This is a genomic window from Colwellia sp. 1_MG-2023 (assembly GCF_030546755.1).
In the GTDB taxonomy this organism is placed as follows: domain Bacteria; phylum Pseudomonadota; class Gammaproteobacteria; order Enterobacterales; family Alteromonadaceae; genus Thalassotalea_H.
Genome location: NZ_JAUOPE010000003.1, coordinates 236,876 through 250,873, shown reverse-complemented (window position 1 = coordinate 250,873; position 13,998 = coordinate 236,876). Strand labels below are relative to the sequence as shown.

The window sequence follows — 13,998 nt, the reverse complement described above, 5'->3', positions numbered from 1 at the left end:
TAATCGTTGTGCTTTTAATAATAGTCGATTGAGTGTGCCTTGAAAGAAAACTAAAAGCAATAAATTTAAACAAGCGTTTTAAATATACGTATGAAAAAATACATTTGGATAAGCATTAAAATAAACACAAACAACCCAACTATCTGATTTGTTGATTAAAAAACGATGTTCAAATTAAATATGGTGAAATTTAAGTATGAATAAACAGCAATATAAATAGGTAATACGTGTTAATTACCGTAAAATATATTTTATTTTTCTCAAAATATTAATATGAATTTATCCAAAATCACTCAAAGACCTGAAAACCTGCTCCTTGCCATGGCATTTATTATGCCGCTGGTTTTTTCGGTATGGATGGCACTACTTAATAATTTTGTCATAGAAAAAGCACATTTTACTGGCAAAGAAATTGGTATTTTACAAAGTTTACGTGAAATACCCGGCTTTTTGGCTTTTACCGTTATTTATCTTTTACTGTTTGTAAAAGAGCAAAAATTGGCAATTATCTCTTTGTTTATTACCGCCTTTGGCGTCGCAGCAACAGGTTATTTTCCGAGTGTTTACGGCTTATATATTACCACGGTTATTATGTCGGTAGGATTTCACTACTTTGAAACGGTGAACCAATCCCTAACTCTGCAATGGATTAATAAAGACAATACCGCACATTTCATGGGAAAAATGTTATCAGCAAAATCAGCAGCCTCTTTATTGGCCTTTAGTAGTATTTGGCTATTAATGGAGAAATTTACTTGGTCTTATCTAGCTACCTACACTTTATTTGGCGGTATCGCGATAATATTTACCTTATTCTTAGCCATGACTTTTAAACAGTTTCCCGTTCATGTTGAACAAGATAAAAAACTGATCCTGAGAAAACGATACTGGTTATTTTACGCGTTAACATTTTTCAGTGGTGCTCGCAGACAAATATTTGTCGTGTTCGCCGGCTTTTTAATGGTTGAAAAATTTGGTTATAGTGTCGCTGATATTAGTGCTCTATTTTTAATAAACTACATTTTCAATTGGTTATTTGCCGCTCGCATTGGCAAATTAATCGGGATTATTGGTGAACGAAGAATTTTAAAATTTGAGTACATAGGTTTGATCACGCTCTTTATCGCTTATGGCTTAGTCGAAAACTCAACCGTCGCAGCAGCGCTTTATGTGATTGATCATTTATTTTTCGCATTAGCGATAGCAATAAAAACCTATTTTCAAAAAATTGCTAAGCCTGAAGATATAGCGTCCAGTGCTGGCGTGAGCTTTTCAATTAATCATATTGCCGCAGTCGTTATCCCTGCATTATTGGGTATAGTGTGGATTATTAATTCATCGTGGGTGTTTTATGTTGGCGCTGGTTTTGCCTTTTGTTCGTTATGCTTAGCGCATTTAATACCAACAAACCCAAAACAAGGTATTGAGCTCAAGTTTCAAGAAAGTTAGCTGCCAACAATAAAAAAGGTTGAGTCATATGCAATTCATATGACACAACCTTTGTGTTAAATAGTTAGAGAAAGTTAAGAGTTATTCTGTAAAAACGCCAAAAACTCATCTGCGGGCATCGGTTTAGCATAAAAGAAACCTTGAACTTCATCGCAGGCTTGAGATTTCAAATGGGCTTCCTGGTCTTTATCTTCTATCCCTTCTGCAATGACTTTTAGATCCATTTGTTTACCTAAATTAATAATGGTATCAGCAATAATTGATTGACCAGGCTTGGCAATATCAATCACAAAGGAGCGATCTACTTTTAAGCGGTCTAACGGAAGCTTTTGTAAATAACTTAATGAAGAGTAACCCGTACCAAAGTCATCTAAAGCGATACTAATGCCTTCAGCTTTCACTTGGTTTAACGCATCAATAACAATTTGAGGTTCATCCATCAAAATGTTTTCAGTAATTTCGAGCTCTAATTTACTTGGGTTGACCTGATAATGCTTAATGGCATCAATAATACTACTAACAAAGTTTTCACGTTTAAATTGAGGGATAGAAACGTTTACCGAAATACTTACATCAGAAAACGATTGTTCTTCTAAACTTTTAATTTGTTTACACGCTTGCTTGATAACCCAATCACCGATTTCAATAATAAGGCCAGAATATTCAGCTAAAGGAATAAAAACGGCAGGTGAAATAAACTGACCATCAGCAGTACGCCAACGTAATAACGCTTCCGCACCAATAACTTTGCCAGTATTTAAGTTTAATTGTGGTTGATACCAAAGTTCTAAACGATTTTCAGCAAAGTCTGTCCGCAATTGGCGGATCATTCCTAAACGCCATAACGTTTTATCTTCCATTTCTTGCTTATAGTAAACAAAGTGCTCTTGATTACTTTTCTTTGCAAGATTTAAAGCAATGTTAATTTGATTTAAAACCTTTACGCCACGTGAGCCTGCATCATTTTTATGGCATAAACCAAAACTAGCGTTTATAGGTAAGTATTGTTCGCCCGCTGAGAATGCTTTTTTGAATAAATTATTTAAGTTTTCAGGCGTAAGATGATCTGAAGGTCCGACAATTCCAAAAACATCAGCACCAACACGGGCAAATTTACAATTCCCCCCCATAGCTTTCATTCGTGCTGTTACAGCTAACAGTAATTGATTACCTAAATCTTGACCTAAACCGTCATTAATATCGCTAAAGTGATTAATATCAATTAAACCAGCAACAAGATTTTTGTCGTCACTTTGAGCAAAATCGTCGAGTAAATTAACAAACTCTAAACGATTAGGCAGTTCTGTTAGCCAATCTTTATATGCAGCGTCTCTCAATTTCTGAAAAAGGTGAACATTCTCATAACCAATCGAAATATTAGTCAGAAAAACTTCAATCAATTGCTTTTCTATATCATTGATTGGGCTATTTAATTCAATATAAATAACGGCTCTAAAACCACCACTCGCAAGATATAAACTAACACTGTCGTCGGTAAACAAGTGCTGTTTTTGTTGGAAGCAACTAGTGATTTGTTTCTGTACAAGATTATTATTTAACGATTCTAGCTTTTGGTTTTGTTTGCCTATAGACAATCCCTGCTGACCTAAGATATACAAACTTAAATCATCAGCACCATCAACAATTCCCTGACCTCGCGCACAAAAAACGCTGTAAGCACTATCACTCAATAATTGTAATTGTGATAACACACCATCAGCATATTCATTCACTGAATGTAATTCGAGTAGTTCAGCGGCAGCGCCAATAATTTTTTCTAAACCGATACGGTTTTGCGTGACGGTTTCAATTTGTTGGTAGGAACGAATAGCGGCATAAACAGTAGTGACTAATTTTCGGCGGGTTAATTCAGTCTTTGTTTTGTAGTCATTGATATCATAATCTTTAATGACACTTTCTTCGGGAGCATAACCCGGCTGACCAGTACGTAAAACAATACGAATATCTTGACGAGATAAATTTTCACGAATGTGTTTCACGACATTTAAACCGGCATCATCGGTTTCCATAACAACATCTAATAACACTAAAACAATATCGCTATGCTGCTCAATAAGTTGACAAGCATCTTTACCTGAATAGGCGTGAATATATTCTAAACGTTGGCCTAGTACGACTAGGTCTGATAAGGCAAGCTGAGTCACCGAATGTATTTCGGGGTCGTCATCAACAATTAATACCTTCCAGGCATTACCAGTTGAACTTTCTAGTATTTCATCTTCATCACTATCATCGATAAACAAAAAATCGTCGTTAGTTTCCTCAGAAGCCTGCATATAATCCTCAAGAAATGGCAATTAAACCATTTTAAATTCAGTGACTTTTAACTAGTTTTTTATTGTTGGTTTTAAAACCCATATTAACATAATAAAAGTGAGTGACAGAATATTCAACAAATCATTCATAATTAATGATTAATTTTTTATTGATTGCCATTAACAAGTAAATATTAGGTGAATTATCAATAATTGCCTATTAAAATTTTAGTGATAGACAAATTTAATTATCGCAGTGATACTAAAATAACAATCTCACTATTGGTACATCGTAGGACGGTAGAATGAAAATTAGCAAAACTTCCAATACAAGCTCAAGCATTTTGCCAGTTGAAAATGATAATACCGTCATTGCGTCATCAGAAAAGAATACGGGTAAAAGTAACACTCAAAGTGCTGCTAATCCTTCTACACAAATGCAACTGATGGGTTTAGCTAAACAATTTGTCATTGATGGCGCTTTGCTCCCGCTTGAGAAACAACCCCCTATCGAAGAAAGGTCAAAAAAGCGTGAACGCATCACGCATTTAAGAAAACAACAAAACCTCGAGCATATTATTCAACGAGCGATTCGGTATTGCTCGGATGATGAAGTCGCTGATAGAGCAGATCAAGATTGGTTTAATAATTTTATTAATTTAGCTGAAGATGTCAGTAATAAAACCATGCAAGATTTATGGGCGAAGATCCTAGCGGGCGAAATATCATCCCCCGGTAGTTTTTCTTTAAAGTCATTACAAGCATTCAAAACTCTGAGTATTAATGAAGCTAAACTTCTCGCTAAAGCTTGTGCTATCGCGATAAAAGATCAATCAAAAAAAAGTATGCGAATTATTTCTGGTGCTTCACAGACTCCAGGATTATTTAACTTTTTTAGCAAAAATAGAGAGCACCGAATAAACTTAAGCCCTTTTGGACTATCCTATGCTGAATTACTAACGTTAGCAGACAACCACTTAATTTTTATTCAAGAAACAGAAACACCTCCTATTGCTTCTGGAGAGAATATTACATTTAGTTTCAATGGCATCAACTTATCTTTGACGGCAAGTAAAAATAGCAGTTTACTCACTTTTTATAAATTCACACCAATCGGTACTGAATTAGCACAATTGATCGCCGATAATCCCGAGAAGAAATACCTCCATCTTTTAAAACAAGAAATCACTGGTTTATTTAACGTTAACTATTGAACCACGCAAAAAAAATCCGATACGTTAGCATCGGATTTTAGGATTAACTATTTCGCAATAAAACAATATTAACTTTGCTCACGTGCTATTGCTCGATATGCAATGTCTGTTCTAAACTGCACGTCTTCCCAACTAATTTCATGTAATAATTCATATGCAGCTTTTTGTGCATCAGTAACACTTTGCCCTAATGCTGTAGCACACAGAACTCGACCACCTGCTGTCACAATGTCACCATTATTATTGGCCGTGCCCGCATGGAAGGTTTTTCTATCTGATTTTGAATTAGTGTCTAAACCACTGATCACTTTACCTTTTGCATAGCTACCTGGATACCCACCTGCAGCTAATACAACACCAACAGCTGGACGAGGATCAAAGTCGATTGTCGCTTGATCAAGTTCACCTTTACAAGCAGATAAACAAAGTTCAACGATGTCTGAATTTAATCGCATCATAATTGGCTGTGTTTCTGGATCGCCAAATCGACAATTATATTCGATAACTTTTGGCGTACCATCGGCATCAATCATTAAACCGGCATATAAAAAGCCCGTATAAGGAGCATCTTCTTTTGCCATGCCTTCAACAGTAGGATAAATAACTTCATCCATAATTCGTTGATGAATTTCAGGAGTAACCACTGGCGCTGGAGAATAGGCTCCCATACCACCTGTATTTGGACCTTCATCATTATCGAAAGCACGTTTATGATCTTGACTCGTCGCCATAGCCAGAACATTTTTACCGTCAACCATCACGATAAAGCTTGCTTCTTCACCAGCTAAAAACTCTTCAATAACAACACGATGTCCAGCATCACCAAAAGCGTTGCCCGCTAACATATCTTTAATCGCATCTTCAGCTTCAGTTAAAGTCATGGCGACAATAACGCCTTTCCCTGCCGCTAAACCATCAGCCTTAATCACAATAGGAGCGCCCTTTTCACGGACATATGCTAACGCAGGTTCTATTTCGGTGAAATTTTGATACCAACCCGTAGGAATATTATTTCGTGCAAGAAAATCTTTTGTGAATGCTTTTGAACCTTCAAGTTGAGCAGCTTTAGCACTAGGACCAAAAATAGTTAACCCTTGCGCTTGAAACGCATCAACAACACCATCTACTAATGGTTGTTCTGGACCGACAATGGTTAAAGTAATGTTTTGTGTTTTAGCAAAATCAACTAATGCTGCAATATCACCAACAGCGATGGCAACATTCTCTAATTTATCTTCAGTCGCAGTGCCCGCATTTCCTGGTGCAACAAACACTTTATCTACTTGAGACGATTGTGCTGCTTTCCATGCTAATGCATGTTCACGACCACCACTACCAATTACCAAAACATTCATTTAACTATTTTCCTAAAATTGATGTAAAAAACTGGCTCAACATTTTATTCGCTTAAAACATTGAGCCATTATTGATTAGCGCGGCAATATAATCGCGCTATTATTTGTAAAAAAGTTATTTAGCACTTTTAACAAATTTTAAAGTCATTCGGTCACTTTCACCGATGGCTAAATACTTCTCTTTATCTTTATCACCTAATGCAAGACGTGGCGGTAAAGTCCACACACCTTTTTCATAGCTAGCTTTATCTTTTGCATTAGCATTGACTTCACTTGAACCAACAAGTTTAAAACCCGCTGCTTTTGCTTGAGCGACAGTTTTATCCACAGAAACATAACCGCGATTCATGTCGTTTTCTTCAACGCCTTTAGGTAGACGATGTTCAACAACACCTAGGATGCCACCAGATTTTAAAGCATTATGCGCATCCATAAATACTTGCTGAACGCCTTCATCTCCCCAGTTATGCAAATTACGGAAGGTTAACACCATATCTGCTGTGCCTGCTGGAGCTAATTCACTGGCTTTTTTCGGCACAAAGTTCGACAGTTCTACTTCACTGAAAACATCATTTCCAGCAAGTTTTTTTTCTAATCGTTTACGGGAGTTACTATAATAATTATCTTCACCCGTATCAGGATAGTGAGCACCAATTAACTTACCCGATCCTTTTAATGCGGGAGCTAAAATTTCAGTGTACCAACCACCGCCAGGAGTAATTTCAACCACCGTCATGTTTGACTTAAACCCTAAAAATTCTAGCGTTTCCTTAGGGTGACGATATTGATCACGTGCTTTGTTTTCTGCAGAACGATGATCTCCGGCTATTGCTTGTGTCAGTTGATCACTGCCTGCTTGAACATAACTAACTGATGCCATTGATAAACTAACAAGTGAAGCTGCGATAAGGGTTTTTATTGTTTTCATGTGATCTTCCATAAATGATTAATGTGAATATATAACTAAACTATTTATAACAGATTATGAGACCAAGAACAGAATGATATTCATTCACCCACCGACAAAAATAACGTCTTCATCGCAAACAAAGTGTGTACTTTTATTTTGCTAAGCTTAGCTTTCATTTCAATATTATTAATTTATTAACTGTTTAAGTTAAATGAACTAATGTCATGGCGGAAGCGCAGAGCCTAGTTTTCTTCGTCATTAATGTTTGTTAAAGGCGATTGAAGCAATTTCTAGGAAACAGCACGCAATGTATAAATATACTTGAGTACTGTTGATAACGAAATTGCAAGAATCGCCAAAAACAAAGGTTAATTAGTGACGGAAATGACGCATTCCGGTGAACACCATGGCAATGTTGTGCTCATCAGCAGCGGCAATAACTTCGTCATCACGCATAGAACCGCCCGGTTGAATAACCGCGGTAATGCCTGCTTCAGCTGCGGCATCTAAACCATCGCGGAACGGGAAGAATGCATCAGAAGCCATAACCGAACCTTTTACTTCAAGGCTTTCATCGGCAGCTTTAATACCTGCTACTTTAGCAGAATAAACCCGACTCATTTGCCCGGCACCAACACCAATGGTCATGCTATTTTTCACATAAACAATCGCGTTTGATTTAACATATTTTGCTACTTTCCAGCAAAATTGTAAGTCGCGCATTTCATCTTCTGTCGGTTGACGCTTAGTAACCACTTTTAAATCACTTGCTGCAACTTTTCCTTGATCTCTATCTTGAACCAATAAGCCGCCATTCACGCGTTTATAGTCTAAGCCTGTTGTTTGTGTTGTCCATTGACCACATTCTAACAAGCGCACATTTGGCTTAGCAGCAACAATTTGTGCCGCCGCTTCAGAAATGCTTGGCGCAATAATCACTTCAACAAATTGACGAGAAACGATAGCTTCAGCGGTATCTGCGTCTAATTCACGGTTAAACGCAATAATGCCACCGAAAGCAGAAGTTGGGTCAGTTTTAAAGGCTTGTTCGTATGCCGCTAAAATGTTGTCGCCAATAGCTACACCACAAGGATTAGCATGTTTTACGATAACACAGGCTGCTTCATCAAATTCTTTAACACACTCTAATGCCGCGTCAGTATCAGCGATGTTGTTATAAGAAAGTGCTTTACCTTGTATTTGTTTAGCCGTGGACACTGATGCTTCTTCAGGGTTGGCTTCAACATAAAACGCCGCATCTTGGTGAGAGTTTTCACCGTAGCGTAAATCTTGTGATTTAATAAACTGGCTATTAAAGGTACGTGGAAATTTATTTTTTTCTTCAAAATTAACTTCACTCGCTTCTTCGCCATGCGCCGATAACATTTGACCAAAATAGTTAGCAATCATGCCGTCATATGAAGCAGTATGCTCGTAAGCTGCAATCGCTAAATCAAAACGAGTCTTATAAGTTAATGAATCATCATTGCTGTTCATTTCAGCGATTACACGATCATAATCTGTAGCATTAACGATAATAGTCACATCTTTATGGTTTTTTGCCGCAGCACGCACCATTGTAGGACCACCAATATCGATGTTTTCAACCGCATCTTCTAATGAACAACCTGCTTTTGCTACCGTATTCGCAAATGGGTATAAGTTGACAACCACCATATCAATGGCATCAATGTTGTTTTCATTCATCACTGCTTCATCAGTACCACGACGCGCTAAAATACCACCATGAATTTTTGGATGTAATGTTTTTACACGACCATCCATAATTTCTGGGTGACCAGTGTGCTCTGAAACTTCAGTCACTTTAATACCGTTATCTGCTAATAATTTAGCGGTGCCACCGGTTGATAAAATATCAACACCTTTTTGAGCAAGATGACGTGCGAAATCTACAATACCAGTTTTGTCAGATACACTTAAAAGTGCACGTTTGATTGGGCGTGGAGTATCCATTGCTGTTTTCATTAACCTTTAAATAAGAGTTGGTCTGGCCTTTGACATATGTCCTTGGCATTTATACCTTAATAGGTATTTCATCCGTGATTGTTTGTGTACAGTTTAGTGAAAGTTTTCTTATGCGCTAACATAATCAACCTTTATTAACTAAAAAAGCACCCTAAGGTGCTTTTTCAATGCAGGCTAACCTGCGAGTTTTTAGTTCATACCGTATTTTTTAAGCTTCTTGCGTAAAGTACCACGGTTAATACCTAATAAATTAGCGGCGCGAGTTTGATTACCGCGAGTATACTTCATCACTTCTTCAAGCATTGGCGCTTCAATTTCTGAAAGTACAAGGTCATACATATCGTCAACATCATTACCGTTTAATTGAGATAAGTAGTTGCTAATAGCAATTTTGGCTTGGCTGCGTAATGGTGATGCTTCTGCTTGAGTTTGCATGTTACCGGTAACGAATGGAGATGAAATATTTTGTTCAAACATAAAGTTCAGACTCTTTCTTAAATTAAATTATCAAAATATCTAGTTAATGCTTCGAGTTGTTCTTGTTCAGACTCTAAAGCATTAAAAATAGAACGAAACTGTTTTTCTGGGTCAAGCGTTTGCATGTACCAAGAAACGTGCTTACGGGCAAATCTTACACCCATAAAGTCACCATAAAACGTGTGTAATCCTTTTACATGCTCAATCATGATTGAGCGTACCTCTTCCAATGAGGGTGGTGCTAATTGTTGGCCTGTTGCAAAGAAATGATTAATTTCTCTGAAAATCCATGGACGCCCTTGAGCACCTCGACCAACCATAATGGCATCGGCTCCTGTGTAATCAAGCACTTGCGATGCTTTTATAGCACTGGTGATATCACCATTTGCTACCACAGGAATTGAAACAGCTTTTTTAATTGCTTTAATGGTTTCGTATTCAGCTTCACCTTTATAAAAGTCGTTGCGAGTACGACCATGAACAGCTAACGATTGAATACCATTATGTTCAGCAATTTTTGCTATTTCGATACCATTGCGGGTATTTTCACACCATCCAGTGCGAATTTTTAACGTGACTGGCACAGCTACTTTATCAACAACAGATTTAATAATCTGTTCAACCAAAGTTGGCTCTTTCAGTAACGCCGAACCCGCTAATTTCTTATTTACCTTTTTTGCTGGACAACCCATGTTGATATCAATGATTTGAGCACCATTATCAACATTAACTTGTGCAGCAAGAGCTAACTCATCAGGATCAGAACCAGCAATTTGTACAGAACAAATACCTGCTTCATTACCATGAATTAAACGTCGTTTTGATTTTTCAGTTTTCCAAACTTTAGGATTGGCAGATACCATTTCTGATACTGCAAGCCCTGCCCCCATTTGACAACATAATTGTCGAAACGGTTGGTCAGTAATTCCTGCCATGGGTGCGAGCATTGTATTACTCGCTAAAGAATATGAACCTATCTTCACGCTGTTGTTTTTTTGAGCTACCTTTCAAAAGGGCGCTAAGTTTACGCGTTTTTTTTCAGATTGAAAAGCATATAAATTGAACAAAAATGACTTTTTTTCGTCATTTTAATATTGACATTTTGCAAACCATTGATGTGTGCAGATTTTGTACAAATAGTTAACAAAATCTGCACACGTTTTACAAAAAATAAACGGAGGATATTGGCGTTACTTTCTTCTTCCAGAAAGTCTTACCCACTCTTCTTGAATCGCAACAGGATCCATTTGACACCATTGCCCATAAATTCGCTGTAATTCTTGTGCTTGTTCTTCTAATACCCCTGACAGCGCTAAAAGCCCTTTTTCACCAACAAACTCAATAATGATTGGTGCTAATTCACGTAACGGTCCAGCTAAAATATTCGCGACAACAACATCTGCTTTATATAAAGGCTGATCTTCAGGTAAATATAACTCGAGCCTATCTTCCACTTTATTTCGTTTGGCGTTTTCTCGGCTCGCTTGAAGCGCTTGTGGGTCGATATCAATACCAATTACTTTTTTAGCACCAAGTTTTAATGCTGCTAATGATAAAATGCCTGAGCCACAACCAAAATCAACCACGATTTTATCGGTAAGATCTAAACCATCTAGCCAGGTTAAACATAATGCGGTAGTCGGGTGTGTACCCGTACCAAAAGCTAAGCCGGGATCTAACATCACGTTAATTGCATCGGGCTCTGGCACATCACGCCAGCTTGGACAAATCCATAAACGTTGACCAAATTTCATTGGATGAAAATTATCCATCCATTCACGTTCCCAGTCTTTATCTTCTAATTGTTCAAGTTTATAACGCATGGCTTGTTTATCAGGATGAATCTCTTGTAAATAAGCAATGGCTTTATCCATATCAGCACTGGCATCATATAACCCCATGACGACCGTATTTGACCAATAAACTACTTCGTCGCCCGGTAAAGGTTCATAAATAGGGGTATCTTTCGCATCAATAAAAGTGACCGCTTGTGCGCCACATGCCATTAACCAATCACTGTATTTCTCAGCTGTTTCTTCATCTGCACTTAATCGAAGCTGTATCCAAGGCATTTCTTTACTCTATTCATTAATATTAGTAACAGTTTATCACTTATCGTTATAAAAATTGATTGCTATTTGATTTATCGCAAGACAATATAAAAGGATTGAATTTCATCGACGAAGGAAAACAATACGGTGCTATCACGATTGTTAACTCTCATAGGTTCTTTAGCCATTGTTTCCTTAACTTTTCATTGTCTTGCGGATGAAAACCTTGCGGATGAAAGACTCGCTAATGAAAACCACAAAAGTATAAAAATTCAATTTGTTACCGAAGATCTCCCTCCTTTACAAATTGATGCCGCCAACCAGCCCCCGTCAGGAGCTCTAATTGAGCTAGTAAACTTAATAATTGAAGACTCTGGCATTGATGCAAAAATTTCGATTTTTCCATGGGCTAGAAGTTACGAGTTGGCAATAAAAAAACCAAATACCTTTATTTTTTCAATGCTGAGAAGCGAAGAAAGAGAAGCAAAGTTTATCTGGCTTGGAAAATTATTTACCATACAATCATATTTTGCAGCTTTAAGGAGCAATGCAAATATTCACTTAGATAGCATCGAACAAGCCAAGCAATATGCTGTTGGGGCAATCAGACACGATTTAGCAGAAAATTACCTTTTAAACAAAGGCTTTACCCACAAAAAAAACCTTTATGTAAGCAATAAATACCCCGCACTTTGGAACCAACTCTTTACGGGTAAAACAGATTTAGTCTTTACTAATAGTATTATTTGGCGACATGAAATAATGAAAGCATCTTTTGATCCTGACGAAGTAGAACTTGTTTATGAAATTAACGATTTTGCTTCGGATCTTTATCTAGCTGCAAATTTAGCCACCGACAAAGCCATTATTGAAAAAGTAAAAAACAGTTTTGAAGTGATAAAAGCTGATGGTCGATATCAGCAAATTATGACAAAATGGCAATTAACGCCTCCGCATTCATAATGAGCCACAAGTCAATCAAACTCATTGCAAATACAAACATTAACAAATTAAAAGTTTACCGCTTAGTATGAATTATTTTCCTATTTTTTTAACCTCAGATAAAATCAAGGCTATCATTATTGGCGGCGGGGATGTCGCTGCTCGTAAAATAGAATTATTGTTAAAAACTACTAGCAACATTACCGTGATGAGCGAGCAGGTTAATGCAAGTGTTGAACGATTAGTTAACGACAATAACCTGCAATGGATAAGGCATAATTATCAACAGGGTGAACTTTCTTGCTTTAATTTAGTAATTGCAGCAACTGATGATGCCTTAGTTAATCAAGCGATATCTCAAGAAGCCGAAGCTCTTAAAATACTCGTTAATGTGGTTGATCAGCCAGCACTTTGTAGTTATATAACCCCCGCCATTATTGATCGTTCACCGATATTAATAGCAATGTCGAGTTCAGGAAGTGCACCCATTTTACTCAGAATGTTGCGCGAACAGATTGAAAAAACATTACCTGCTGGCTACGGTAAACTTGCCGATTTTTCGCTAAAGTTTAGAGATCACGTAAAAGCAAGAATAAAAGGTCTACGAAATCGTCGTTCATTTTGGGAAGCAACCTTGCGTGGTGCTATTGGCAATGCTATTTTGCAAGGTAACGACCAACAAGCAGAACAACAACTAATCCTCAGTTTGAATGAAGAAGTACCGCCACCTCAAGGTGAAATTACCTTTATTCATACCTTAGATGGCGATCCAGATCACTTAACTTTAGCAGCCCACCGAGATATGCAATTTGCGGATGCTGTTTTTTATGATGAAAAAGTTAATCTTGATTTAATAGAATATATTCGCCGTGATGCAGACAAGTTTCCACAAAGTATTCCTTCAACAATGTTAATAAATTATCAACATGCGATAGAACTGGCTGAGGCGGGAAATAAAGTCATCTACCTATTAGCAGAGCACCATGTATTGCCTCATAACTCGGCACTAACATTAAGTCAGATCAGCACAAAAGAGTTAATCAGCGGCAAATAAATACTCATTAAAATAAAAAACCATCGAACATAAATGAACGATGGTTTAAGTCATAATACCTAGGGACTGTTGAACTTTCGAGATTGTTTTTGCCGCATTTTGTTGGGTATTTATATAAGGCAGAGCCTTTGTAATAGGGTTGTTCCACATACAAAGGCGATAAAGACTTTATGCTCCTGCAAAGTCACCTTACCCCACATCCTTGTGGGGCAACGCCATAAAAATGACCAACAAACGCTGTCCGAAGGATTCGGCTAAAATCGTTTTACGCTTTGTTGAGTAGT

At 37.3% G+C, this 13,998-nt stretch carries 11 protein-coding genes; 4 read left to right on the top strand and 7 right to left on the bottom strand.

Annotation, left to right across the window (positions count from 1 at the left end):
* Nucleotides 1–273 precede the first annotated feature (273 nt).
* Nucleotides 274–1,449, top strand: a complete 1,176-nt coding sequence (locus tag Q4493_RS04935) for an MFS transporter (protein WP_303449812.1) — start codon at nt 274–276, stop codon at nt 1,447–1,449.
* Nucleotides 1,450–1,523: 74 nt separating this feature from the next.
* Here the strand turns inward: Q4493_RS04935 and Q4493_RS04930 are convergent, their stop codons facing one another.
* A complete protein-coding gene (locus Q4493_RS04930) occupies nt 1,524–3,746 on the bottom strand; it encodes an EAL domain-containing protein (protein ID WP_303449811.1) in 2,223 nt (740 codons plus the stop codon).
* A gap of 284 nt (nt 3,747–4,030) precedes the next feature.
* Here Q4493_RS04930 and Q4493_RS04925 point away from each other — a divergent pair, with 284 nt between their 5' ends.
* Nucleotides 4,031–4,939: a TIGR03899 family protein gene (locus Q4493_RS04925; RefSeq protein WP_303449810.1), complete on the top strand. Its 909-nt coding sequence runs from the start codon at nt 4,031–4,033 to the stop codon at nt 4,937–4,939.
* Between the two features lie 68 nt (nt 4,940–5,007).
* Here the strand turns inward: Q4493_RS04925 and purD are convergent, their stop codons facing one another.
* The 6 genes from purD to prmA form a co-directional block, all read right to left on the bottom strand.
* Nucleotides 5,008–6,294 carry a phosphoribosylamine--glycine ligase gene (purD, locus tag Q4493_RS04920; RefSeq protein ID WP_303449809.1) on the bottom strand — a complete coding sequence of 429 codons (1,287 nt, stop codon included), beginning with the start codon at nt 6,292–6,294 and terminating at the stop codon, nt 5,008–5,010.
* A 115-nt stretch (nt 6,295–6,409) separates the two neighbouring features.
* Nucleotides 6,410–7,222 (bottom strand): class I SAM-dependent methyltransferase, encoded by an 813-nt coding sequence (locus tag Q4493_RS04915; protein WP_303449808.1) that lies wholly within the window; start codon nt 7,220–7,222, stop codon nt 6,410–6,412.
* A gap of 354 nt (nt 7,223–7,576) precedes the next feature.
* A complete protein-coding gene (purH, locus tag Q4493_RS04910; RefSeq protein ID WP_303449806.1) occupies nt 7,577–9,178 on the bottom strand; it encodes a bifunctional phosphoribosylaminoimidazolecarboxamide formyltransferase/IMP cyclohydrolase in 1,602 nt (533 codons plus the stop codon).
* Between the two features lie 201 nt (nt 9,179–9,379).
* Entirely contained in the window at nt 9,380–9,667 is a 288-nt protein-coding gene (gene fis / locus Q4493_RS04905; RefSeq protein WP_303449805.1) for a DNA-binding transcriptional regulator Fis, read from the bottom strand.
* Between the two features lie 17 nt (nt 9,668–9,684).
* A complete protein-coding gene (gene dusB, locus Q4493_RS04900) occupies nt 9,685–10,650 on the bottom strand; it encodes a tRNA dihydrouridine synthase DusB (protein ID WP_303449803.1) in 966 nt (321 codons plus the stop codon).
* A gap of 207 nt (nt 10,651–10,857) precedes the next feature.
* Nucleotides 10,858–11,739, bottom strand: coding sequence for a 50S ribosomal protein L11 methyltransferase (gene prmA, locus Q4493_RS04895; protein WP_303449801.1), 882 nt, complete (start codon nt 11,737–11,739; stop codon nt 10,858–10,860).
* A 138-nt stretch (nt 11,740–11,877) separates the two neighbouring features.
* Between prmA and Q4493_RS04890 the strand changes: the two genes are divergently transcribed.
* Both Q4493_RS04890 and Q4493_RS04885 read left to right on the top strand, forming a co-directional pair.
* Nucleotides 11,878–12,681, top strand: coding sequence for an ABC transporter substrate-binding protein (locus Q4493_RS04890; RefSeq protein ID WP_303449799.1), 804 nt, complete (start codon nt 11,878–11,880; stop codon nt 12,679–12,681).
* A 67-nt stretch (nt 12,682–12,748) separates the two neighbouring features.
* Nucleotides 12,749–13,714: a siroheme synthase gene (locus tag Q4493_RS04885; RefSeq protein ID WP_303449798.1), complete on the top strand. Its 966-nt coding sequence runs from the start codon at nt 12,749–12,751 to the stop codon at nt 13,712–13,714.
* Nucleotides 13,715–13,998 lie beyond the last annotated feature (284 nt).

Coding starts and splice junctions, on each gene's coding strand:
- Q4493_RS04935 (WP_303449812.1), top strand. CDS start 274: ATGAATTTATCCAAAATCACTCAAAGACCTGAAAACCTGCTCCTTGCC.
- Q4493_RS04885 (WP_303449798.1), top strand. CDS start 12,749: ATGAATTATTTTCCTATTTTTTTAACCTCAGATAAAATCAAGGCTATC.
- Q4493_RS04930 (WP_303449811.1), bottom strand. CDS start 3,746: ATGCAGGCTTCTGAGGAAACTAACGACGATTTTTTGTTTATCGATGAT.
- purD (WP_303449809.1), bottom strand. CDS start 6,294: ATGAATGTTTTGGTAATTGGTAGTGGTGGTCGTGAACATGCATTAGCA.
- Q4493_RS04915 (WP_303449808.1), bottom strand. CDS start 7,222: ATGAAAACAATAAAAACCCTTATCGCAGCTTCACTTGTTAGTTTATCA.
- Q4493_RS04925 (WP_303449810.1), top strand. CDS start 4,031: ATGAAAATTAGCAAAACTTCCAATACAAGCTCAAGCATTTTGCCAGTT.
- purH (WP_303449806.1), bottom strand. CDS start 9,178: ATGGATACTCCACGCCCAATCAAACGTGCACTTTTAAGTGTATCTGAC.
- fis (WP_303449805.1), bottom strand. CDS start 9,667: ATGTTTGAACAAAATATTTCATCTCCATTCGTTACCGGTAACATGCAA.
- prmA (WP_303449801.1), bottom strand. CDS start 11,739: ATGCCTTGGATACAGCTTCGATTAAGTGCAGATGAAGAAACAGCTGAG.